The sequence below is a fragment of the Endothiovibrio diazotrophicus genome (assembly GCF_054657215.1).
Genome location: NZ_BAAHXB010000012.1, coordinates 23,844 through 50,432, shown reverse-complemented (window position 1 = coordinate 50,432; position 26,589 = coordinate 23,844). Strand labels below are relative to the sequence as shown.

General features: G+C 72.7%; 3 protein-coding genes. All 3 read left to right on the top strand.

Features of this window, described 5'->3' with window-relative positions; translation table 11 throughout:
- Window positions 1–48: 48 nt before the first annotated feature.
- Genes ACYQ2W_RS05345 through ACYQ2W_RS05335 form a run of 3 tightly spaced genes read left to right on the top strand, consistent with a single transcriptional unit; the run spans window position 49 to window position 26,587 of the window.
- Window positions 49–10,605, top strand: a complete 10,557-nt coding sequence (locus ACYQ2W_RS05345) for an amino acid adenylation domain-containing protein (RefSeq protein ID WP_459863978.1) — start codon at window positions 49–51, stop codon at window positions 10,603–10,605.
- On the top strand, window positions 10,602–19,019 hold the full coding sequence (locus ACYQ2W_RS05340) for an amino acid adenylation domain-containing protein (protein WP_459863976.1): 8,418 nt from the start codon (window positions 10,602–10,604) through the stop codon (window positions 19,017–19,019). The genes ACYQ2W_RS05345 and ACYQ2W_RS05340 overlap by 4 nt, the downstream gene beginning before the upstream one ends.
- Window positions 19,016–26,587 (top strand): SDR family NAD(P)-dependent oxidoreductase, encoded by a 7,572-nt coding sequence (locus ACYQ2W_RS05335; protein ID WP_459863974.1) that lies wholly within the window; start codon window positions 19,016–19,018, stop codon window positions 26,585–26,587. Before ACYQ2W_RS05340 ends, ACYQ2W_RS05335 begins: the two co-directional genes overlap by 4 nt.
- Window positions 26,588–26,589 lie beyond the last annotated feature (2 nt).

Sequence of the window (26,589 nt, the reverse complement as noted above, 5' to 3'; positions counted from 1 at the left end):
AACAGCGCTGCTGAAGGCATTCCGGCACGGCGGGAGCGGAGCGCGCCCGTGCGCCTGTCGTTTGCCCAGCAGCGGCTGTGGTTTCTGGATCAGCTCGAAGCGGGCGGCGCCACCTACAACATGCCCATCGCGGTCCGTCTCACGGGCCCCCTCGATCGGGCGGCGCTGCATCGGGCGCTGCAGACCATCGTCGACCGCCACGACGCGCTGCGCACGACCATCGCCGACGACGAAGGCGAGCCCTGGCAGCGGATCGCCCCCCGGCTCGAACTCGAGCTGCCCCTCATCGACCTCGCGGCACGGAGCCCGTCACGGCAGGAGGCCGATCTCGCCGACCTCATGCGCGAGGAGGCGACGGCCTTTTTCGATCTGGCCAACGATCCCCTGATCCGCGCCCGGCTGGTCCTCCTCGGGCCCCGCCACCATGTGTTGCTGATCACCATGCATCACATCATCTCGGACGGCTGGTCGATGGGGCGGGTCTTCCTGACGGAATTCACCCGGATCTACGACGCGCTGATCAAGGGCGAGACGCCGACGCTGGCCCCGCTGGCCATCCAGTACGCGGACTATTCGGCCTGGCAGGGCACCCACCTCGCCGGGGAGCGGCTGGAGAAGCTCAGCAACTACTGGGTGAACCAGCTGCGCGGGCTGCCGCCCCTGCTCGAGCTGCCCACCGACCGCGCGCGGCCGGCGGTCCAGACCCACCGGGGTGACGTCTACCACTTCCGCGTCGAACCGGCGCTGCTGACCCGGATCAAGCAGCTCGCCCAGGCCAACGGGGCGAGCCTGTTCATGGTGCTGCTGGCGGGCTTCGCCTGTCTGCTCGGGCGCTATTCGCGGCAGAACGACTTCGCCATCGGTTCGCCGGTGGCGGGACGCAACCGGAAAGAGCTCGAACCGCTGATCGGTCTGTTCGTCAACTCGCTGGCGCTGCGCATGCGCCCCGAGGGGCAACGCTCGGCGACCGACTTCATTCAGCAGGTGCGACAGACCTGTCTGCAGGCCTTCGCCCACCAGGAGATGCCGTTCGAGCGCCTGGTCGAGATCATCAGCCCCGAACGGGCGACCAGTTTCTCGCCGCTGTTCCAGGTCATGTTCATCCTGCAGAACCAGAACGCCGAGCGCACCGGCCTGACCTGCGGCGGCATGGAGATCAGCAGCATCCCGGTGGATGCGGCCAGCGCGATGTTCGACCTGACCCTCAAGCTCGAGGAGCAGGGGGGCGTGCTGCTCGGCGAGCTGGAGTTCAACACCGACCTGTTCGACGGCGAGACCGTCGCCCGGATGATGGGTTACCTCCTGGTCGTCTGGCAGGCGATGGCCGAGCGGCCCGACACCCCGCTGAACCGGATCTCGCTGCTTTCGGATGACGAGACGGCGCGCACCCTGAGGGAGCTGCGCAGCAGCGCGTGGCCGAGCTACGGCAGCGGCCTCCTGGAGCGCATCGCCGAACAGGCGGCCGCCCGCCCCGACCGGCTGGCGGTGAGCGACGGCGAGCGCTCACTGACCTATGGCGAGCTGCTCAGCGAGACCGATCGTTTGGCGAAACACCTGCGCGGGCGCGGCCTGCTGCCGGAGCAGCGGGTGGGCGTCTGCCTCCAGCGCCGAAGCCATCTGCTGCCCGCCCTGCTCGGCGTGCTGCGCAGCGGCTGCGCCTACGTCCCCATCGATCCGGCCTTCCCGCTCGAACGCATCGCCAGCATGGTCGAGCAGGGCGAACTCTCCCTGCTGATCACCGACCGCCTCTCCCAGGAGAACCTGCCCGCGGACGGCACGCCGCGGCTGGAGATCGACGCCGGGCTCGGCGAGGTCGACGACGCCGTCGCACTCCCCGCCATCCTGCCCGATCAACTGGCCTACGTGATCTTCACCTCCGGCTCCACCGGAAAACCCAAGGGGGTGCAGATCTCCCACGCCGCGCTGCTCAACTTCCTCACCTCGATGCTCGACCGCCCGGGGCTCGGGAGCGGCGACCGGCTGGCGGCGGTCACCACCGTCTCCTTCGACATCGCAGGCCTCGAACTGTTTTTGCCGCTGCTGGCCGGCGCCGGCATCGAACTGATCGACCGCGACACCGCCGCCGACGGCTACGCCCTGCTGGCACGCCTCGAGGCGTGCGGCGCCAACGTCATGCAGGCCACCCCCGCGACTTGGCGCATGCTGCTCGCCACCGGTGCCGAGCGACTGCCGCTGGCGCGGGTGTTCTGCGGCGGGGAGGCCCTCGACGCGGAGCTGGCGACGGCGCTGGCCGCCACCGGCGTGGAGATCTGGAACCTCTACGGACCGACCGAGACCACCATCTGGTCCACCGCCGGAGCGGTGCGCCCGGCGGCCGACGGGTCGGCGGCGGCACCGGACCTCGGCCGCGCCATCAACGGCACCAGCCTCTACATCCTCGACGACGCACTGCAACCCTGCGCCGTCGGTCTCCCCGGCGAGCTGTATATCGGTGGATTGAGCGTCAGCCGGGGCTACGCCGGCCAACCGGCGCTCACCGCCGAACGCTTCCTGCCGGACCCCTACGGCCCGCACCCCGGCAGCCGCATGTACCGCACCGGCGATCTCGTCGTGCAGCGCCACGGCGGCCGTCTCGACTACCTCGGCCGGGCGGACTTCCAGATCAAGCTGCGCGGCTACCGGATCGAACTCGGCGAGATCGAGTCGGTCCTCAAGGCCCACCCGGCGGTGCAACACGCCGTTGCCGTCACCCGCAGGATGGGTGCCGACGACCAGCTGGTCGCCTACGTCGAAACCACCCCGGAGTGGCTGGAAGGCCCCGCGCGCAGCGCCAAGGCGACCGAGCAGTGGCGGATGGTGTGGAACGAGACCTACGGCGAAACCGGCGACGGGGAGGAGCAGGACGACTTCAGCGGCTGGCTGAGCAGCATCGACGGCCAGCCCATGGGCAAGGGGCCGATGACCCGCTGGGCCGACGAGACCGCCCACCGGATCCTGCAGCTCTCCCCCAAACGGGTCCTGGAGATCGGCTGCGGCACCGGGATCATCGCGCGCCGCCTGGTCGAGGCGGTGGAGCACTACCACGGGATCGACTTCTCCGCCGAGGCGCTCCAGCAGACCCAGCGGCGCCTGGCGCGCCAGGGACAGCGCAACTTCTCCCTCAGCCGGTGTGCGGCCAGCGAGATCCCGCTCGACGGGCTGTCCACCGTCGATACCGTGGTGATCAACTCGGTCGCCCAATACTTCCCCTCGCTGAGCTACCTCGCCGAGCTCCTCGACCGCCTGGAACCCGCCCTCTCCCCGGCGGCGACGATCTTCCTCGGCGACCTGCGCCACCTCGGGCTGCTCGATCTGCTGCACACCCGCATCCAACTGCACGGCGCCGAGCCCTCGATGCCGGCACGGGAACTGCTCGATCGGGTGCGCAGCGCGGTCCGGGAGGAGCGCGAACTGCTGTTTGCGCCGACCGCCTTCCACGACTGGCGCATCGCCGGGAAGCGTCCGACCGCGGCGGGCGTGCAACTCAAGCCCGCCGGCCTCGACCCGGAACTCGGTGATTTCCGCTACGACCTGGTGCTGCAACTGGACAGCGCGCCCGACCGGCGCGGCGAGCTGCCCCGCGTCGAGGCGGATCCCGCGGACCCCAGCGGCAGCCTCGACACCGCCCTGCGCCAATACCCGCAAGGCTTCCGCATCGGCGGCCTGCCCAACACCCGCCTGCACGCCACCCACGCAACGCTGCGCCGGCTCGAAGGCGCCGACCCGGAACTCCCCCTGCACGAGATCGTGCGGGACGAGGATCGGCTGGACGATCGCGCCACGGATTCGCTGCAGCAGTACGAGGCGTGGGCGAGGAATGCCGGCGTCGACCTCCGCATCGCCTGGGACACCGCCGATGCGACCCGTCTGCAGGCGCTGGTGCAGCCGTCGAGCAACGCCACGGCCGACCGCTGGCTGTGGCTCGAACCCGGCGAGGAGGCGGCCGAACCGACCAATCAACCGGCGGTGGCCAGTGCCGAAAAGGGCCTGACGCAAGCCCTCATGGCGCAGCTCAGGGAGAAGCTCCCGGCCTACATGGTGCCCGCCACCCTGGTGGTCATGGAGCGGCTGCCGCTGACCCCCAACGGCAAGATCGACCGCGCCGCCCTGCCCACCCCCGACGCGGTCCTCAAACACGAGGCGTTCGTCGCCCCGGCGACGCCGCTGGAGATCGCCATCGCCGAGATCTGGAGCGAGATCCTCGGCCGCAGCCCGATCGGCAGCAACGACAACTTCTTCCACCTCGGCGGACACTCGCTGCTGGCGGTGCAGGTCATCGCCCGGCTGCGCGAGCGGGTCGGCCACGCCATCCCGCTGCAACGGCTGTTCGATGCACCGACCATCGCCGAGTTCGCGCGCCAGTTGGAGGGCGCCGAGGAGACCACCGCCGCAGGCACCGACCTCGTCGCGCTGCCACCGGAACGGCGCCGCCGCGGCCCGCTGACCCACCAGCAGCGCCAACTGTGGTTCATCGACCAACTGCACGGCCCCAACCCGACCTACCACGTCGGCAGCGTGGTGCGCGTCCACGGCCCGCTGGACCTGAGCGCCCTCGAACAGAGCATCCGCCTGATCGTCCGCCGGCACGACGCCCTGCGCACCAACTATCCCGTGGTCGACGGCGAACCGCTCGCCCTGGTTCATGACGAGCCCACCTTCGGCTGGTCGGTCGCCACCGCCACGGACCAGGTGACGGAACAGCGGCTGGTCCAGGCGGCGCTGGTCGCCCCGTTCGACCTCGCCACCGATCCGCTGCTGCGCTGCCAGGTCGTGCAGCTCGACGACCGGCAGTACGTCCTCGCCCTCACCCTCCACCACATTATCGCCGACGAGTGGTCGATCGCCGTGTTCCAACAGGAGCTGGCCGCCTTCTACCCGCGGTTGCGCGAGGGAAGCGCCCCCCAAACCGAACTGCTGGCGATCCAGTACGCGGACTACACCCACTGGCGCGACGAGCAGGCCCGCTCGGCGGCCTTTGCCGCCAGCGAGGACTTTTGGCAGGAGTGCCTGCGCGACGCGCCGCGGAGTCTCGAACTCCCCGGCGACCGCCCCCGCCCGGCCCAGTTGAGCGCCGCCGGTGCCCTCTACCACGCGAGCGTCGATGCCGAGCTGAGCGAGCGGCTGAAGCGGCTGTCGGTGCGCCAGGGGGTCACCCTGTTCATGTCCCTGCTCACCGGCTGGTCGATCCTGCTGGCGCGCCGGGCCGGGATCGACGACCTGGTGATCGGCGTGCCGATGAGCGACCGCAGCCGACCGGAGCTGGAGCGGCTGATCGGCTTCTTCGTCAACACCCTGCCGCTGCGCATCGACCTGGCGGGCAACCCGTCGAGCGCCGAGCTGCTGCAACGGGTGCGCGAGCGATCCCTGCAGGTGATGGCCCACCAGGGCGTGCCCTTCGACCGCATCGTGGAACTGGTGCAGCCCGAGCGCAGCCTGAGCCACTCGCCGCTCTTTCAGGTGGTGTTCGTGCTGCAGAACGCCCCCAAGGCGGAGCTGGCGTTCGGTGGGCTCGAACTCGAACTGCTGCCCAACGACGCGGCGGTGAGCAAGTTCGACGTCACCCTGTCGGTGGAAGAGAACGACGATCGGCTCGACTGCGTCGTCGAGTACAGCACCGAGCTGTTCGACGAGGCGACCATCGCCGCCATGATGGCCGAGCTGAAACTGCTGTGGCGCGGCATGGCGGACGCCCCCGACGCCCCGGTCGCCACCCTGGCGCTGCTCGACCCCGCCCGCCTGCACAGCGTGCTGGCGCTCCCCAACCCGCCGCTCGACGCCACCCCTGCCAACCACGACCCGCTCGGCGGGTGGCGCGCCCACCGGACCTCCACACCGGAGCAGCCGGCGCTGGCCCACGGCGACCTCCGGGTGAGCCACCGGCAGCTCGATCACTGGTCCGAGCAGATCGCCCGGCAACTGGCCCCACTGCACCTCGAATCCGGCTCGGTGATCGGCATCCACTGCGAACCCGAACCGGTGATGGTGGCGACGATGCTCGCCGTGCTCAAGGCCGGATTCGCCTACCTGCCCATCGTGCCGGGCACCCCGCCGCGCCGGGTGGAGGCCATGCTGGGCGCCGCGCGCTGCGCGGTGGTGTTCGATGCCGTCGGCGATCTCGAAACCGCGGTGCAGCGCCTGCAACCCGCTGCCTTCGACCCGTCGGATACGCCGGAGACGCCGCCGCGGCCCGCACCGGCGGCGGCCTCCCCCGCCTGCGTCATCTTCACCTCGGGCTCGACCGGCGAACCGAAGGCGGTGGCCATCAGCTACGGCAACCTCGCCGCCAGCGTCGAGGCACGCCTGCACCACTATCCGGAGGCCATGACCGGCCTCCTGCTGCTGCAGCCGTTCAACTTCGACGTCGCCACCGGCAGCATCCTCTGGTCGCTCAACGCCGGCGGCTGCCTGCACCTCGAACCGCGCGCCACCGCCCTCGACCCCGAGCGGCTGCTCGAGCGTATCGAGCGGTCGCGGGTCTCCCACCTGGTGCTGCTGCCCCTGCTCTACCAGCCGGTGCTGGCGCTGGCGCGCCCCGATCAATTGGCGGCGGTGCGCTGCGTGCTGGTCGGCGGCGAGGCGATGCCGGCCGACCTCCCCGTCCGCCACGCGGCCACCGCCCCCCAAGCATCGCTGTACAACGAATACGGCCCGACCGAGACCACGGTGATGTGCGCCGCCCACCGGGTCGACACCACCACCCCGCGGCTGCGCCAGCCGATCGGCAAGGCGCTCGGCCGCAGCCGGCTCTACGTCCTCGACGAGCACCTCTCGCCGCTGCCGGTCGGGGTCACCGGCGAGCTGTGCGTGGGCGGCCCCCAGGTCTCCCTCGGCTACCTGGGACGCCCCGCGGCCACCGCCGCGAGCTTCGTCCCCGACCCCTTCGGCGACCACCCCGGGGCGCGCCTCTACCGCACCGGCGACCGCGCCCGGCTCAACCGCGACGGGACCGTCGAGCTGCAGGGCCGCGAGGACGAGCAGGTCAAGATCCGCGGCCATCGCATCGAGCCCGGCGAGGTGGAGAGCGCCATCGCCGGCATCGGCCCGGTCGCCGAGGTGGCGGTGCGCGCGGTCGCCGTGGGCGACAGCAAGGCGCTCGCCGCCTACGTGGTCTACGACCGTCCCGACGCCCTCTCCGAGGAGCAGTTGCGCCGCGAGCTGGCCGAGCGGCTGCCCGACTACATGCTGCCCCAGGCGATCCTGATCCTCGAGCGGCTGCCGCGCACCGCCAACGGCAAGCTCGACCACCGCGCGCTGCCCGCCATCGCCCCCCGCGCCAACCACTTCTCGCTGCCGGAGTCCGACGCGGAGCGGCGCATGAGCGAGATCTGGTGCCGCGTGCTGGGCCGGCCGGCGGTGGGACGCCACGACAACTTCTTCGCCCTCGGCGGCGACTCCATCCTGACCATCCAGGTGGTCAGCCGGGCGCGCCGCGGCGGCTTCGCGCTCACCGCGAAACAGCTGTTCGAACACCAGACCATCGCCGAGCTCTGCGCGGTGGTCACCCTCACCGACGGCGGCGCGGAACGGCACCAGGACGAACCGCAGCAGTTCGCGCCGACGCCGATCCAGCAGTGGTTCCTCGCACGCTACGGCGACGCCCCCGACCACTTCAACCAGTCGCTGATGCTGCGCATCTCGCACCGGCTGGACGACGCCCTGCTCACCGACGCCCTCGCGGCGCTGCAACGCCGACACCCCATGCTGGGGGTGCGGCTCGGCGGCAACGCCGGCGACGGCTGGCGGCTCGACTACCGCGACGCACCGCCCCCGCAATTGGAGTCCATCACGGTCGACGGGCCCGCTGCACTCACCGCCGAGGCGGAGCGGCTGCAGGCGAGCCTGAGCCTGCGCGCCGGCCCGATCTGGCGCGCCGCCCGCTTCACCGGCCTCGACGGCGACGACCGGCTGCTGGTGGTGATCCACCACATCGCGGTGGACGGCGTATCCTGGCGCATCCTGGCCGAGGACCTGGAGGCCGCCCTCGGCGCCGGCGGCCAGCTGGCGGCCTCCGCCAGCCACGGCTTCGGCGCGTGGGCGCAGGCCCTGGACGCTTACCGGATCCCGGAGAGCCACCGGGAGTACTGGCTGGCGGCGGCGGCCCCCACCGCGATCCCCCTCGACCACGCTGCGGAGCCGGCGCAGCACAACCTCCACGGCGCCCAGGCCACGCTCGAGTTCACCCTGCCGGAGGCGCTCGGCCGGGCGCTCGCCGGCGCGGCGCCCAAGGCGCTGCGCGCCGGCATCCAGGACCTGCTGCTCACCGCCCTGCAGCACAGCTTCGCCGAGTGGAGCGGCGACCCGCTCCTCGGGGTCACCCTGGAGAGCCACGGCCGCCAGCCGTTGACCGAGGGGCTGGACATCTCCCACACGGTGGGCTGGTTCACCGCGGCGTTCCCGCTGCGGCTGGAGGCCGACCCCGCCCACGGGCCGATCGAACGCCTGCGCCGCGTCCGCCAGGCGAGACAACGGATCCCGCTGGACGGCATCGAGTTCGGCCTGCTGCGCTACCGCGATCCCGACCCCGCGGTGCGGGAGCAACTGGCCGCCGCGGAACACCAGCCGGTGAGCTTCAACTACCTGGGGCAGTTCAACCAGGAGGGCGGCTCCGCATACCTGCTGGGGGAGGCGCCGGAGCCGGTGGGCACCGAACACGGGGTGCGCGGCCCGCGCCCGCACCTGATCGACATCAACGGCTACTTCAGCGACGGCCGGCTCCAGCTGTTCTGGACCTACTGCCCCGCGCTCCACCGCGAGGAGACCGTCACCCGGCTGGCCGAGGGCATGCAGCGGGACCTCGAACGGCTGGTGGACGCGGCGCAGGCGGACGCGGCCCGCAGCCTCTACGTGCCCGCCGACTTCCCGCTGGCGCGGCTCGCCTGGGCCGACACCGAGGCGCTGTTCCAGCTGGCCGGGAACCGGGTCGCCAAGGCCTTCCCGCTCACCCCGATGCAGCAGGGGATGCTGTTCCACAGCGAGATCCGCCGCGACGGCGGCGCCTACATCGTCCAGTTCGTCTGCGACATCCACGGCGCGCTCGACCCTGCGCGGTTCCGCGCGGCGTGGCAGCGCACGCTGGAGCGGCACGACGCCCTGCGCATCTGCGTGCTCCCCCGCGAGGAGGACGACCCGCTGCAACTGGTGGTCGACGGCGTCGATCTGCCGTGGCGGGAGGAGGAGTGGCGCGGCCGGCCGCAAGCGGACCAGGAGGACGCCTGGCAGGCCCTGCTGGCCGCGGACCGGCAGCGCGGCTTCGACCCGCAGACGGCGCCGCTCATGCGCTGCACGCTGACGCGTCTGGGCGACGACGCGTGGCGCCTGCTGTGGTCCCAACACCACGTGATCAGCGACGGCTGGTGCCTGCCGATCATCCTCGGCGACGTCCTCGAGCAGTACCGCGGCCTGGGCGGGGAGACGCTCCCCCCCGCCCCGCCGCCGCCCTCCTACGAGCGCTACGTGGAGTGGCTCGCCGCACGCGACGAGGGCGAGGCCCGCGCCTTCTGGGGCGGCTACTTGGCGGGGCTGGAGCGCCCCTCGCTGATCGGCCGGCACCAGGACGGCGCCGCGCCGGAAGCGTTCGAGCGCGTGGAGCGGAGCCTCCCCGCCGCCCTCGGCGAGGCGCTGAGCGGCTTCGCCCGCGACCAGCAGGCAACCCTGAGCAATCTCGTCGAACTCGCCATCGGCACGCTGATCGGCCGCTGGACGCGGCGCAACGACATCGTCTTCGGCACCACGGTCTCCGGCCGCCCCGCCGAACTGGCCGGTGTCGAGCGGATGGTCGGGCTGTTCATCAACTCGGTGCCGATCCGCCTGCGCTGGTCCGCGCCGACCGCCGTCGCGGAGCTGTTGCAGTCGCTGCAGCATGGACAGCGCGAGCGGATGCCCTTCGAGTTCCTGCCGCTGGTCGAGGTGAGCGGGCTGGCCGGCTTCGGCGCGCGGCAGGTGCCCTTCGACTGCCTCTGCGTGTTCGAAAACTACCCGGTGGACGAGTCGCTGGGCGAGCAGCCGCTGCCCCTCGCATTCCGCAACGTCCAGGCCCTCGAACAGACCAACGTCCCCGCCACCCTGACGGTGCAGCCGGGGGCGCGGATCCAGCTCACCCTGCTGGCGTCGAACCACTGGTTCGAACCCGGCGCCGCCGACACCTTCATGACCGCGCTGGGCGCCCTGCTCGAAGGCCTGCCGAACCACGCCGCGAGCAGCGTCGACGACTGGGCGAACGCCGCGCTGGGCACGCTGGACGCCGACCTGGAGCGGCTCCGCCCGCACCGCCCCGACCTCGCCATGGCCGCCCCCGAAGCGACGCCCGAGGCGGTCTACGAGGCGCCGGCCGGCACCAGTGAGGAGACGGTCGCCGGCTACTTCGCCAAGGTGCTGGAGACCTCCGCGGTCGGACGCAACGACGACTTCTTCGAGCTCGGCGGCCACTCCCTGCTCGCCGGCCGCCTGGCGAGCCGGCTCTCGACCCATTTCGACATCGAGGTACCCATCGCCGCCGTCTTCGACCACGGCACGGTCCGCGGGATCGCGCAGTACATCGACAACCAGCTGTGGGCGACCCGGGAGGTCGAGGAGCTGGCCGAGGACGAAGAGGAATTTCTGCTGTGACCGATCTGCATGCCCTGGTCCAGCGGTTGCGCGAGTGCGGCGTCGCGGTGCGGCTCGAGGGCGACCAGTTGGCGGTGCGCGCGCCCAAGGGGGCGCTGAGCGCCGAATTGGCGGCGGAGCTGCGCGCCAACAAGGAGCGGTTGATCGAGTTCCTGCGCGAGGCGAAGGCCTCCAGCGAGCGGCAGCAGTCGCACATCGGCCCCGCTGATCCGGAGCAGCGGGACCGCGTCTCCGACGCCCAGCAGCGACTGTGGTTCCTCTATCAGCTGGAGGGGCCGACCCCGACCTACAACATGCCCCTCGGCGTGCGCATCGTGGGGGATCTCGACGTCGACCGGCTGGAGCGCGCCCTGATCACCATTGCCGAACGTCACGAGACCCTGCGCACCCGCTTCGTCGCCGATGGCGCCCGCTCCCACGCCCGCGCCCGCGCCGTCATCGACCCGCAACCGCAGCTGCGGCTCCGGACGCTGCCCCCCGGCGACCCCGCCCAACCCATCGAACAGCAGATCGCCGAGGCGAGCGACGCGGCGGCCCGGGTCCTGTTCCTGCTGCCCGAGGAGCACGCCGTCCAGGCGCGGCTCCTGCCGCTGAGCGACGGCAGCCACCTGCTGCTGGTCACCCTGCACCACATCATCGCCGACGGCTGGTCGATCGGGAACCTGATCGGCGAACTGAGCCGGATCTACCAGCGGCCGGAACGGCCGCTGCCGCCCCTGGAGATCCAGTACGCCGACTACGTGGCGTGGAGCCAGGCGGGCCGCGGGAGCCGCGAGGCGCACCTCGCCTGGTGGCGCGACTACCTGAAGGGGGCGCCGGACCAGACCCCGCTGCCCCTCGACGGGCCCCGCCCGGCACAGGCCAGCTACCGCGGCGCGGAGCTGCAGGCGCCGATCGAGGCGGAGCTGATGGCGGCGATCGAGCGCCTGGCGCGCACCACCGAGAGCACCGCCTACATGGTGAGCCTGGCCGGCTTCGCGCTCTTCCTGCAGCGGATCTGCGGGTCGGCCCAGGCCGACGAGCTGGTGATCGGCACCACCCTGTCGAACCGCAGCCTGCCCGAGCTGGAGCCGCTGATCGGGCTCTTCATCAACATGCTGCCGCTGCGCCTGGCGCCCGCCGGCGCCGACGACGTCGCCGGCCTCATCGCCGCGGTCAAGGACCACTACCTGGCCGCGCACGCACGCCGCGACATCCCCTTCGAGCGCATCGTGGAGGCGGTCAATCCGCCGCGCGCCCTCAACCATGCGCCGATCTTCCAGGTGGTCTTCGATCTGCAGAACCAGCCGGCGGCCGAGCTGACCCTCGGGGCGTGCGAACTCCACCCGGTCCCCCCCCGCGCCCAGCACGCCAAGTTCGACCTGTCGGTGGCCATCGAGAGTGACGAAGGCGGCGCCCATGCGCGCTGGAGCTGGAGCAGCGACGTGCTCACCCGGGAGACGGTGGAGCAGTGGGCCGCCTCCTATCTCGAACTCCTGCGCAACCTGGTGCGCGATCCGCGGCAGCCCCTGGCGCAGGTCGGTGCACTGACCCCCGCGGCCTCCCGCGCCTGGCTCGAGCGCCAGCGGCAGTGCCGGCGCGAGCTGCCCGAGCGCTGCTGGCTCGAGGCGTTCGACCGCCACGCCCTGGAGCAGCCGGAGCGGGTGGCGCTCACCGCCGGTGGTGAGACCCTCAGTTACGGCGCGCTGCGCGCGCGGGCCCGTTCGATCGCCGGCCGCCTGATCAACGCCGGGGTGCGGGCCGGCGACCGGGTGGTGGTGTTGCAAGAGCGGCACGCCGACCTGGTGGCGAGCCTGCTGGCGGTGCAGTACAGCGGGGCGGCCTACGTGCCGGTCGATCCGGGCTACCCGGAAGAGCGCCTGCGCTGGGTGTTGGAGGATGCCGAGCCGGCCCTGGTGCTGACCGAGCGCGGCTACCGCGATCTCGAAGCGCTGCAGGGCATCGACTGCCTGTGCGTCGAGGAGATCGGCGCCGCCGCCGGCGACGCCCCCCTCCCCGGCCCCACGCCGGGGGAGCTCGCCTACCTGATCTTCACCTCGGGCTCCACCGGCCGGCCCAAGGGGGTGCAGATCGAGCACCGCGCGCTGGCCAACTTCCTCCGCTCCATGGCGCGCGAGCCGGGCCTGGGCAGCGACGACGTGCTGCTGGCGGTGACCACGGTCTCCTTCGATATCGCCGGCCTCGAGCTGTTCCTGCCGCTGATGGTCGGCGCCCGGCTGGTCCTCGCCGACCGGATGACCGCGGTCGACGGCCGCGCGCTGCTGGCGATGCTCGACCAGCACGGGGTGACCTGCCTGCAGGCCACCCCGAGCACCTGGCGCCTGCTCCTCGACGCCCGCTGGCGCAACGCCGACGGACTGAAGGCGCTGTGCGGCGGCGAGGCGCTGCCCAAGGGGCTGGCCGAGCAGATCTGCGCCACCGGCGCCGAGCTGTGGAACCTCTACGGCCCCACCGAGACCACGGTCTGGTCCGCCGCGCGGCGGATCGCGCTGCCGCTGCTGACCAGCGCCTCCGGCAACGAACCGGTCGGCCCGGGCATCGACAACAACTACCTCTATGTGCTCGACGAGCGCGGCGAGCTGGCCGGCCCCGGCTGCGTCGGCGAGCTGTGGATCGGCGGCCTGGGGCTGGCGCGCGGCTACTGGCGGCGTCCGGGACAGACCGCCGAGCGCTACCGCCCCGACCCCTTCGCCGACACCCCCGGGGCGCGGATGTACGGCACCGGCGACCTGGTGCGGGTGCGTACCGACGGCAACCTCGACTTCCTCGGCCGCATCGACAATCAGGTCAAGCTGCGCGGCTTCCGCATCGAGCTCGGCGAGATCGAGTCCGCCCTGTTGGAGCACCCCGAGGTGAGCGCGGCGGTGGCGCTGGCGGTCGGCGACGACGCGGCGACCCGCCAGCTGGTCGCCTTCGTCGAGTCGCCGCGGGGCGACGTCGACTTCAAGGCGCGGCTGCGCCAGCGCCTGCCCCACTACATGGTGCCGGGCAGCGTCGAGGCGCTCCCCGCCCTGCCGCTGACCCCCAACGGCAAGGTCGACCGCAAGGCGCTGGCCGCCTCGGCCACCCGCGCACCCACCCCCGCCACGCCGACCCTGGCCGCCGACGGGATCCAGCGGCGGATCGCGGAGATTTGGTCCGCGGCCCTCGGCGTGGCCTCCCCCGACATCGACACCAACGTCTTCGACCTGGGGGCCCACTCGCTGATGCTCGCCCAGGTGCAGGGCGCGCTGGAGCAGGCGCTGGGGCGCCCCATCGAGCTGGTCGAGCTGTTCCGCCACCCCACCATCCGCACCCTGGCGGAACACCTGGAGAGCGGACCGCAGGCCGCGCCGGCGGCGCGCGACCGCCCCACTCAGGTCAGCGGAAACCGGGAGATCGCGGTCATCGGCATGGCCGCGGTGCTGCCCGGCGCCGCCGACGTCGAGGCGTTCCGGGAGCTGCTGGAGAGCGGCGCCGACGGGATCCGCCGCTTCAGCGCCGAGGAGCTGCGCGCCGCGGGGCTGGACGAGGCACTGATCGGCGCGCCCAACTTCGTCCCCGCCCAGGGCGCGATCGACGGCATCGAGCAGTTCGACGCCCGCTACTTCGGCTACAGCCCGGCCCAGGCGCGGCTCATCGACCCGCAGCAGCGCCTCTTCCTGCAGACCGCGGTGCACGCGCTGGAGAACGCCGGCTACGCGCGCTTCGACCGGCCGCAGAACATCGGCGTGTTCGGCGGCTGCGGCCAGAACGACTACCTGATCGAGCACCTCCTGCCCTACCTCCAGAACGGCCACGAGCAGGAGGCCTACGACGCCATGGTGGCCTCGGAGAAGGACTTCCTGACCACCCGCGTCTCCTATCTGCTCAACCTCACCGGCCCGAGCCTCGACATCCAGACCGCCTGCTCGTCGGGGCTGGTCGCCCTCCACGTCGCCTGCCGTGCGTTGCGCGCCGCCGAGTGCGAGATGGCACTGGCCGGGGCGGTGGCGCTGCGCGTGCCCCAGGCCAACGGCCACCTCCACCAGGAGGGGATGATCGTCTCCGCGGACGGCCACTGCCGCGCCTTCGACGCCGACGCCGCGGGGACGGTGTGGGGCAGCGGCGTCGTCGCCCTGGTGCTCAAGCCGCTGGAGCGGGCGCGGGCCGACGGCGACCGGCTGCTCGCGGTGATCAAGGGCAGCGCCGTCGGCAACGACGGTGCCGCCAAGGTCGGCTTCACCGCGCCGGGCGTCGACGGCCAGGGCGCGGTGATCCGCGCCGCCCTGGCCGACGCCGGGGTCACTCCCGACGAGATCGGCCTGATCGAGGCCCACGGCACCGCCACGGCGCTCGGCGACATGATCGAGTTCAGCGCGCTGAAGGCGCTGTGGCGCGGCAGCGAGCGCCGTTGCGCCCTCGGCTCGGTCAAGTCCCAGATCGGCCACCTCAACAGCGCCGCCGGCATGGCGGGGCTGCTCAAGGCGCTGCTCGCCGTGCAGCACGGCGTGATCCCCCCCTCGCGGGACTTCCGGCGGCCCCACCCGAAGCTGGGCTTCGACGACGCCCCGTTCCGGGTGCCCACCGTCGCCGAGGCGTGGCCCGAAGACCGCGACGTCCGGCTGGCGGGGGTCAGCTCCTTCGGCATCGGCGGCACCAACGCCCACGTCATCGTCGCCGCGGCCACGGCGCCGCAGGAGAGCGTCCGGGAAGGGGGCTATCCGCAGGTGTTGCCGCTGTCGGCCAAGGAGCCCGCGGCCCTCGACGACCTGTGCCGCAACGCGGCGGGGATCTGGCAGGAACAACCAACCGACCTGCGCGACCTCGCCTGGACCCTCTCCGCCGGCCGTACGCCGTTCGCCCACCGTGCGGCGGTGGTGGCCGGCGACCCCGCCCACGCCGCGGCCCAGCTGCTGCGCGGCGGCGCGGAGGTGATGCGCGGGGATACCCCGTCCAAGCCCCGCGCCACCGCGTTCCTCTTCCCCGGACAGGGCGCCCAGTCGGCGGGCATGGCGCGCGGGCTGTACCGGCGCTTCGCGGCGTTCCGCGAGGCCCTCGACGCCTGCGCCGCGCTCCTCGACGCCCGGCTCGGGATCGATCTGGTCGCCCTCACCTGTGACGACGCGCCGACGCCATCGGCGACCGGCGACGACCAGCCGATCGATCCCCCGATCGATCAGACCTGGCTGACCCAGCCCGCGCTGTTCGCCGTCGAATACGCCCTGGCGCAGCTGTGGCTCTCCTGGGGCCTGCGACCGTCGGCGGTGATGGGCCACAGCCTGGGGGAGATCACCGCGGCGTGCCTCGCCGGGGTCTTCGACCTGCCCACCGCCGCCGAGATCGTCTGCCGGCGCGGGCGGATCTGCTGGGAGCAGCCCCGCGGCTCGATGCTCGCGGTGAACGCCGCGGTCGAGGCGGTGCGCGCGCAGCTCCCGCCGGAACTCGACGTCGCCGCGGTCAACGGCCCGCTCGCCACCGTGGTCGCCGGGGCGGACGAGGCGGTCGACCGGTTCGAACGCGAACTGCGCCTGGCGAAGATCCCCTGCACCCGGCTCAAGGTATCCCACGCCTTCCACTCCCGCCGGATGGCCGGTGGCATCGCGGCGTTCCGCGCCTTCCTGGCGGAACAGCCGCTCCACCCGCCCACCCTGCCGCTGGTCTCCAGCCTGACCGGCGAGTGGCTGAGCGACGACGAGGCGACCAGCCCCGACTACTGGGCCGACCAGCTCGGCGCGCCGATCCGTTTCCTGCCGGGCGCCCGCCTGCTCGCCGCGGAGCCCGACCGCCTGCTGCTCGAGGTGGGGCCCGGACAGGTGCTCTCCGGCCTGCTGCGCGAGGTGGTCGACGACGCCGCCCGGGTGGTGGCCGGGACCTCCGAGGAAAACTCCCTGCTGCGGGCCGCCGCCACCCTCTGGTGCCGCCATGCCGAGGTCGACCTGTCGCGCACGCTGGGCGACGCCGCCACCCCGCCCCGCCGCGTGGCGCTACCCCCCTACCCGTTCCGCGCCGAGCGACACTGGATCGAGCGCGGCGCCAGCGCCTCCCCCGCCGCCCGGCGGCTGCCGCTGGAGGAGTGGTTCTCGCTACCGTGGTGGCGCCCCGCCCCGCTCGCCCCCAGGCGCGTCCGCGAGATCCGGTGGCAGCTCGACGGCCCCCTCCCCGAGCGCGTCCGGGCGCTGGCCGGGCAGCTCCCCCTGGCGGGGAGCGCGGACCTGCAACGGCTCGCCGACGACCCCGCGGGGAGCGGCCTGCTGGTGGCGCTCGACGAGGCCGATCACGCCTGCCTGCGGCTGACCTCGCTGCTCAAGGCGTGGACCGCCGCCTACCCCGGCAAGCCCCTGCGGCTGCGCGTGCTCGCCCCGCCGCTCCACGCCGTCGCCCCCGACGAGACCCCCGACCCGCAACTGGCCGCCCTGCGCGGCGTGGTCCTGGTCGCCGCCCAGGAGCACCCGTCGCTCGATATCCGCTGCATCGACAGCGACACCCTGCGTGCCGAACAGGCCGCAACGCTGGTGGCGGAACTGGCCGCGGAGCTGGCACTGGACGACGCCCCGCGCTTCGTCGCCTACCGCCACGGACAGCGCTTCGTGGCGGAGAGCAGCCCGCTGGTGCTGCACGGCGACGACGCCCCCCCCGCCCTCCTCACCCCCGGCGGCACCTACCTGATCACCGGCGGCAGCGGACGCATGGGGCTGGCCATCGCGCGCTACCTGACCGCCCGCTGCGACGCCCGGGTCGTGCTGGTCTCGCGGCGACCGCCCGCCGAACTGCCGGCGGAGCTGGGGGAAAAGGCGCTGGCGTTCGCCGCCGACGTCGGCAACCCCCGCCAGGTCGAGGAGCTGTTCGAGCAGATCGGACGCGCGGGGCTGACCATCGACGGCGTGTTCCACGCCGCGGGCGACCCCAACCGGATCGGCTCGCTCGAGGAGTGCCCGGAGCAGTGGCCGTGGCCGGCGGTGGCGACCAAGCTCGACGGGGCGCGCCAACTGGCCCGGCGGCTCGCCGGGCAGGCGCGCTTCGGCGTGCTGATCTCCTCCCTGGCCAGCCAGCTCGGCGGTCTCGGCTACACCGAATACGGCGCCGCGAACGCCGCGCTCGATGCCCTCGCCTACGAACTGAGCGCCGCCGGCGGCCTCCCCTGGGTGGCGATCGACTGGGACGCCTGGCGCTTCCGCGACGATCAGCCCGCGGAGTGGATCGGCCCCGACGAGGGGGTCGAGGCGCTCGACCGCATCCTCCACGCCATGCCGATGCGCCAGGTGGTGGTCTCCACCCTGCCGCTGGCGGAGCGGGCGCGGCACTTCGCGCCCCCCGCCGCCAGCGCCGTGTCCACGCCCGACCTCGCGCTGCCGACGCTGGCCGGACTGACCCCGACCCAGTCGGTGATCACCGGGGTGTGGCAGGCGCTGCTCGGCCACCCGCGGATCGGGCTCGACGACGACTACTTCACCCTCGGCGGGGATTCGCTGCTGGCGGTGCGCATCGTCGAGGCGCTGCGCAGCCACCTGCAGCGGCCGCTGGGCATGGCGGCGATCGTCCAGCACCCGACGATCCGCGAGCTGGCGGCGGCGATCGACGGCCGCGCCGACCTCAGCACCTCGATCCGCGTGCGCATGAACGCCAGCGACGGCGAGCGGCGCATCGTCCTCCTGCCCGGCACCGGCGGCGGCGTCATGTACCTCACCGCCCTCGCCCGGGCGCTCGGCGAGAAGGGCTATCGCTGCGAGGGACTGCAGGCGCGCGGCCTGAACGCCGAGCACCCGCCGCGCGACACCATCGAGGAGATCGCCGCCGACAACCTCGCCGAGCTGGAGATCGGGGAGGGGCAGGAGGTGACCCTCATCGGCCACTCCCTCGGCGGCTGGGTGGGCCTCGAGATGGCCCGCCAGCTGGCCGCGCGGGGACTGTCCGCGCCCTCCCTGGTGGCGCTGGACGCGGCGGCCCCCGCCGAGCGCAGCAACGACGCCCTCAAGGGGTGGAGCGACGCCCAGTGGGTCGCCTCGGTGGCCGACAACATCTTCCGCTCCACCGGCAGCGACGCCGCGGTCAGCAGCGAGGCGCTGGAGGGGCTGGAGTGGCCGGCGCTGATCGCCTGGCTGCACCGCGAGATGGTCGGCCTGGGACTGCTCCCCGGCGACGGTGACGAGCGGCTGGTGGAGGGCATCGTGCAGGTCTTCCGGCGCCAGGCGCAGATCTCCTACGCACCGCGGACCGACGCGGTGACCTCCATCGCCCTGATCCGCGCGGAGCAGCCCCTGGAGGAGTTCCTGCGCGGCATCCCCGCCTCCTTCGCCGCGGACCCGACCTGGGGATGGGGCCAGCTTTCGACCACCCCGGTCACGGTCACGGACACCCCCGGCAACCACCTCGACATGGTGGCGCCGGGGCGGGTGCGGGCACTCGCGGATCGCATCGACCAACTACTGAACAGCAGCAGAAGGACCCTCGGATGAGCACTGTCGCAGCCCTCAGGACCAACCCCAGACCCGCGGAGTGGGATCAGCTGCCGGGCACCCTGCCCGAGGCGCTGCTGGCGGCCGACCCGGACACCCCGCTGATCTTCGCCGACCACCAGGGCCGCGAGCGCGCCTCGTGCTACGGCGAGCTGGTGGCGCAGGCGCGCCGCACCGCCTCCGGCTGGCGCGCACAAGGCGTCGCCCCCGGCACCAAGGTGCTGCTCCAGCTCTCCCACAACGAGCAGATCCTGCCCGCCTTCTGGGGCTGCCTGTTCGCCGGCCTGGAGCCGGTCATCGTGCCGGTGCCGGTCGCCTACGACCTGCCCGGCCGGCAGGTCGAGCAGTTGCAGCACCTGTACGACCTGCTCGAATGCCCGCTGATCCTGACCAACGAGGAGCACGCCGCGGCGGTCCGCCGCTCACCGGGCCTCACCCTGCTGCACGACGCCGGCTTCTTCGACCTCGACGAGCTGGGCCGCAGCGCGGACGACGGCGTCACCCACCGGGCAAGCCCCGAGGACGTCGCCTTCTACACCCTCTCCTCGGGGAGCACCGGCCTGCCCAAGGCGGTCACCCTGACCCACCGCAACATGATCTCCCGCGGCCGCGGCGCCAACCAGCTGTGCGGCAACCGGCGCGAGGACGTGATCCTCAGCTGGCTGCCCTTCGACCACATCGGCAACATCTCGGCCTACCACGTCAGCCCGATCCTCACCGGCAGCAAGCTGGTCTACCTGCCGAAGGAGTTCGTGCTCGCCAAGCCGCTGCGCTGGCTCGACTGGATCGACCGCCACCGGGTGACCCACACCTGGGCGCCCAACTTCGCCTTCGGCCTGGTGAGCAAGGCGCTCAAGGGGGCGAGCGGCGCGTGGGACCTCTCCTGCCTGCGCGGCCTGCTCAGCGCCGGCGAGCTGATCGCCCACACCACCGCCACCGAGTTCCTCGCCGCCACCGCACCCTACGGCCTGCGCCCCGAGGCGCTGATCTCGGCCTTCGGCATGGCGGAGGTGTGCTCGGGGGTCAACTACCACCTGCCGGCGGCGGGCGACGGCCTGCGCTTCGCCCACCTCGACCGGCGTCACCTCGACGGGACGATCCGGCGCACCGCCGCCGACGACCCCTACGGCATCTCCTTCGCCAGCCTCGGGCCGATCGCCCCCGGCATGGCGATGCGCATCGTCGGCGAGGAGGAACGCATCTGCGACGAGGGCGAGATCGGGCGTTTCCAGCTCAAGGGCGACGCCCTGATGAAGGGCTACTACCGCAATCCGGAGGCCAACCGCGCCTTCACCGCGGAGGGCTGGTTCGACACCGGCGACGCGGCGTTCATCGTCGACGGCGAACTCTACCTGGTCGGGCGGGCGGGCCTCGGCATCATCGTCAACGGCGCCAACCTCTCCAACGCCGAGGTGGAGAGCGCGGTCGAGGAGGTGGCCGGGGTCGAGCCCTCCTACACCGCCGCCTGCACGGTGTTCCCGCCGGGCAGCGAAGAGCTCAAGCTGGCGGTGTTCTACCACCCCGCCGACGGCCTCTCCGCCGACGACGCGGCGACCCTGCCGCGGCGCATCCAGGCACGCATGTCGAAGCACCTCGGGGTGCGCGCCGATTTCCTGATCGCCCTCGACAAGGAGCAGGTGCCGAAGACCGAGATCGGCAAGATCCAGCACAAGCGGCTGATCCAGCGCTTCCAGGCGGGGGAGTTCGCCGACGCCGTCGCGCTGCAGTCGCTGACCTCGGCGGAGGAGCACGCCGCCAACAGCGGCGGCGGGCTCGAAGGGGAGATCACCCGGATCTGGTACGACCTCCTGCCCGCCACCCGGATCACCCCCGAGGACAACTTCTTCGAGCTCGGCGGCGACTCGCTGGCCCTGATGCAGGCCCTCGACCGCATCAACGAGGCGGCCGGGGCGTCGCTCGCCCTGGTCGACCTGTTCAAGTACACCACCATCGCGGCGCTGGTCGCCGCCATCGAGGGGAGCGGCGAGGCGCCGGCCACCGAGCGGGCGCAGCGGCGCGCCGGCATTCGCCGCCGCCTTTCGTCGGCGGCGGCGAGCCGGGACATCGCGGTGATCGGCATGGCCGGCCGCTTCCCGGGGGCCGACAACCTCGAGGAGTTCTGGAACAACCTGGTCGCGGGGGTCGAGTCGATCACCCGCTTCGACGACCGGGCGCTCGAACGCAGCGGCTTCAGCCGCGGCGTCTACGACCGCCCCGAGTACGTCAAGGCGAGCCCGATGCTGAAGGACGCGCGGCGCTTCGACGCCGAGTTCTTCGGCTACTCGCGCCACGACGCGGAGCTGATGGACCCCCAGCAGCGCCAGTTCCTGGAGTGCGCCTGGGAGGCGTTCGAGGACGCCGGCTACGACCCGACCACCTATCCCGGCACCGTCGGGGTCTACGCCGGGGCGGCGATGAACACCTATCTGTTCAACAATGTCCTGCCCAACCGGCACACCCTCGACCCCAACGACGACCTCGCCATCGCCACCCTCGACTCGATGGGCGGCTTCATGGCCATGGTCGGCAACGACAAGGACTACCTCACCACCCGCGTCTCCTACAAGCTCAACCTGGGGGGGCCGAGCGTCAACGTGCAGACCGCCTGCTCCACCGGGCTGGTGTGCATCCACATGGCCTGCCAGGCGCTGCTCGCCGGCGAGGCGGACCTGTTCCTCGCCGGCAGCTCCTCGATCCAGTCCCCCGAACAGGCCGGCCACCTCTACCAGACCGGCATGATCGTCTCCCCCGACGGCCACGTCCGCTCCTTCGACGCCAAGGCCGGCGGCACCATCTTCGGCAGCGGGGTGGGCGCGGTGCTGCTCAAGCGCCTCGACGACGCCATCGCCGACGGCGACCACATCCACGCGGTGGTCAAGGGCACCGCGATCAACAACGACGCCGGCGCCAAGGTCGGCTACATGGCGCCGAGCAGCGAGGGCCAGGCGATCGCCGTCGGCGAGGCCCTCGCCATCGCCGAGGTGCCGGCCGAGACCATCGGCCTGGTCGAGGCCCACGGCACCGGCACGGTGGTGGGCGACCCGATCGAGTTCGACGGCCTGCGCCAGGTGTTCCGCAGCGGCACCGACAAGAGCGGCTTCTGCGCCCTCGGCTCGGTCAAGGCCAACGTCGGCCACCTGCAGATCACCTCCGGGGCGGCCGGCTTCATCAAGACCGCGCTGGCCGTCGAACACGGCCGGATCCCGCCGCTGGTCCACTTCGAGTCGCCCAACCCGGCGCTGGCGATCGAGGACTCCCCGTTCTTCATCAACACCGAGACCATCGACTGGCCGCTGGCCGGCCCGCGCCGGGCGTCGGTCAACTCCCTGGGCATCGGCGGCACCAACGCCCACGTCGTGCTCGAGCAGGCCCCCGCCCTCGCCGCGCGCGACCTCACCGGCGACCGCCCGGCGCACCTGCTGCTGCTCTCGGCGCGCACCCCCGAGGCGCTGCGCACGCTGGCGACCCGCTACCGCGACCACCTCGCCGCCCACCCGGAGCAGCCCCTCGGCGACGTCTGCTTCACCGCCAACCTGGGGCGCAAGCGGTTCGCCCACCGACTGGCCGTCCACGGCGGCAGCCACGCGGCGCTGGTCACCCAGCTCGAGCGCTGGCTGGCCGCCCCCGACGCCGCCAACGCCAGCGCCGGCGAGGCCGAGGCCGGCGTCGCCTTCCTGTTCACCGGCCAGGGCTCCCAGTACGTCGGCATGGCCGGCGAACTCTACGCCACGCAGGCGGAGTTCCGGCGCGAGCTCGACCGCTGCGCCGAGCTGTTCGCCGCCGCGATGGGGATCGACCTGATCGAGCTGGTCACCTCGCCGGAGGTCGACGAATCGCGGCTCACCCTCACCCGCCACGCCCAGCCCGCCATCTTCTCGGTCGACTACGCCCTGGCGCGCCTGTGGCAATCCTGGGGCGTCGAGCCCGACTACCTGCTCGGCCACAGCCTCGGCGAATACGTCGCCGCCTGCATCGCCGGCGTCTTCTCGCTGGAGGATGCGGTCAAGCTGGTGAGCACCCGCGCGGAGCTGATGCAGGCGGAGCCGGCGGGCGGCGAGATGTGGGCGCTGACCTGCGACGCCAAGACCGCCCGCTCGCTCATCGGCGGCCGCGGCCAGGACCTGGCGCTGGCCGCCGACAACGCCCCGCAGAGCGTGGTCATCGCCGGCGCCGCGACGGCGCTCAACGAGCTCGCCGCGGAGCTGGAGCGCCGCGACATCCAGTACCAGAAGCTGCCCACCTCCCACGCCTTCCACAGCCCGCTGATGCGCGCCGCCGCCGAGCGCTTCGAACAGGCCGCCGCCGAGGTCCGCTTCCACCCGCCGCAGATCCCGCTGATCGCCAACCTCACCGGCAGCGTGGCGTCGGAGGAGATCACCTCCGCCGACTACTGGGCGCAACACATGCTGCGCACGGTGCAGTTCCGCCAGTCGATGACCACCCTGGAGAGCGCGGGGGTAGCGGTGATGCTCGAGGTCGGCCCCAAGCCGATCCTGCGCGGTCTCGGCGCCCAGTGCCTGCCCGAGGCGGAAGGTTGGCTGCACTCGCTGCACCCCCGCCAGCCGGCCTGGGATGCGCTGCTGGGCGCCGCCGCCGAACTCGCCCGCCGCGGCCGCCTCGACCCGGCGCGCTTCGATGCCGGCTACCCGCGCCGCCGGGTGCCGCTGCCCACCTACCCCTTCGCCGCCACCCGCTACTGGCTCGAACCGCCGGAGACGGCCGCCCGCCATCCGGGCGGCGAGAGCAGCCGCAACCTGCTCGGCGAGCGGCTGCCCCTGCCCGGCCTCGCCGCGGTGGTCTTCGAGAACCGCTTCGACCCGCTGCGCCTGCCGGTGCTGCGGGACCACCTGGTCCACGACGTGGTGGTGGTCTCCGCCGCCTGTCTGGTCAACATGATGCTGGAGGCGTCGCAGACCCGACACCCCCACAGCAACGCCTTCGAGCTGCACGACGTGATGTTCGAGCGCCCGCTGATCGTGCAGGAGGAGGAGGAGCGCGACGTGCAGACCGTCATCGCCGAGGACGGCGAGGCGGTGGAGATCCAGAGCCTGGTCGAGCGGCGGGGCGACACCGCACTGCGCCACGTCTCGGGGCGGATCCGCGCCGCGCAGCCGCAACACGCACGGCGCGACCCGGCGGAGCTGCTGCGCAGCTGCCCCGAGACGCGGCTGCCGACCACCGTGATGGCCCAGCTCAAGGAGCGCAACTTCACCCTCGGGCCGAGCTACCGTTGGATGTCCGCCCTGCACCTGGGCGGCGACCAGGCCGTCGCCGAACTCAAGCTGCCCGGCCGCCTGGGTGGATTAGCGGCCGACACCGTCCCCCACCCGGGACTGCTCGACACCTGCTTCGGCCTGCTGCTGGCCACCGCGCGCATCCCCCAGGGGAGCACTTGGCTGCCCTTCGGCATCAACCGCCTCCACTGGACCGGCGCCTCGCCGGCCGCGGCGCGCTACGCGACGATCACCGTGCGGCCCGAGTCCAACGACGAGCTGGTGGTCTGCGACGGCTGGATCCTCGACGGCGAGGGGCGCGTGCTGGTCGCCATCGACGGTCTGCAGGGGCGGCCGATGCAGCCGCTGGCGACCCTGCCCCAGGCGCCGGTCAAGAGCACCACGCGATACGCCTCCCACTGGCAGGCGCTGCCCGCCGCGAACGGCGCGCAGAGCCCCGCGCGCTGGCTGATCCTCGGCAACGTCCCGCTGGCACAGGAACTCGGCGCGGAGCTGACCGCGGCGGGGCACACCGTCAGCTTGGCCGACGACCCTGCGACCCACACCGACGAGGTGGATGGCGTGATCAGCCTCCAGGCGCTAGCCCACGCTTCTCACCAGCTTCCTACTGCGGACGCCGATCCTCCCGCTGTGACGGGGCGTGCTCCCTCCGGGCTCCTCAACATAGGGGCAGCTATGCCTTCGTCGCCCTCCAGTCCGCGCGCCCCGTCACAGCGGGGTCTCGGCGCCCTCGCTACGGAAGCTGGTGAGAAGCGCGGGCTAGAGCCGGCCGACGAGGAGTTCTCCGCGCTCTACCGCAACCTCGCCTCGCTGCAGTTCTTCGCCGCCCGCGGCAACACCCTCCCGCGCGGCTTCTGGCTGGTCTCGTTCCAGGGCGCCGCGCTGTCGCCCGAGGAGGTGCCGGATCCGGCGCAGGCGAGCCTGCACGGGCTCTGCCTCAGCGCCCGCCACGAACACCCCGAGCTGAACCTGCGCCGGGTCGACGTCGCAGCCGGGGTCTCCGCCGCCGATCTCGCCCGCCTGGTCGGCGCCGCGCCCGCGGCGGCCGCCGAGTCGCCGATCCTCGCCCTGCGCGGCGAGCGGCAGTGGCAGCAGAAGCTCACCCCCGCGACGCTCACCGACGGCGCCCCCGATCCGCTGTTGCGCCCGGATCGCAGCTACCTGATCACCGGCGCCCACGGCGCCCTCGGGCAGATCGTCGGCGACTGGCTGCTGCGTTGCGGCGCCCGCCACCTGGTGCTGCTCGCCCGCTCCCAGCCCCCCGCCGAGCGGCGCGAGGCGCTGGACAAGCTGGCCGCCGGCGGCATCACCGTCACCTATGCCGAGTGCGACCTGGCGGACCCCGCGCAGGTCGAGGCGATCATGCGCCGGCCCGAGCTCGAGGCATTTCCGCCGGCGGGGGTCTTCCACTGCGCGGGTGTGCTCTACGACCGGCCCCTCACCGAGTCGACCGCGGAGGACGTCCACCGGGTGCTCGCCGGCAAGGCCCTCGGCGCCAAGCACCTCGACGCGGCGATCCCCGCGGAACACCCGCTGGACTACTTCGTGCTGTTCTCCTCGGCGGCCTCGGTCCTCGGCAACGGCGGCCAGATCGCCTATGCCGCGGCCAACGCCTATCTCGACGGCCTGGCCCATCGGCGCAAGGCGCAGGGCCTCGCCGCCAGCGCCATCAACTGGGGCCCGTGGGCGGGCGACGGCATGGCCTCCCACACCGTCGCCGCGCGCCAGCTGGCGGCGCAGGGGATCGCGCCGATCGCGGCGGCCTCGGCGCTGCGCGGGCTGGCCGACGTGCTCGCCGGCGGGGAGGCCCAGGCGGCGCTGCTGGAGTGCGACTGGGCGGTCTACGCCGACGCCGTGCCGGCCAACGTCGGCGTGCTCGACCCGCGCATGGTGGGCGAGGCCCGGCCCAAGCCGGCCAAGCACAGCGCCATCGTCGTGCCGGCGATGGACTTCTCCGCGCTCGCCCGGGGGGACCAGCGCGACGCCCTCCAGCGCCTGGTCACCGAGAGCCTCGCCGACACCCTGGCGATCGGCGACCCCGGCTCGATCCCGACCGGCCAGCCGATGACCGAGCTGGGTCTCGACTCGCTGCTGCTGGTGCAGTTGCGCAACAAGATCAGCCGGGCGCTCGGCGCCTCCCTGCCGATCGGGATGATGTTCAGCTATCCCACCGTCGAGGCGCTGGTGGCGTTCCTGGAGACCCAGGTCGCCACCACCGAAGCGCCGGCGACGGCTGGCGACGCGCAGGCGCAGGAGGAGGTGGAGGCCCTGCCCCGGGTCGAAGAACAGGCCGAGTCGCTGCTCAGCGAACTCGATCAGCTACTCAACGGTTAAGT

What these genes read in the sequence shown, in the direction of transcription:
- ACYQ2W_RS05335 (WP_459863974.1), top strand. Translation starts at nt 19,016, where the DNA reads ATGAGCACTGTCGCAGCCCTCAGGACCAACCCCAGACCCGCGGAGTGG.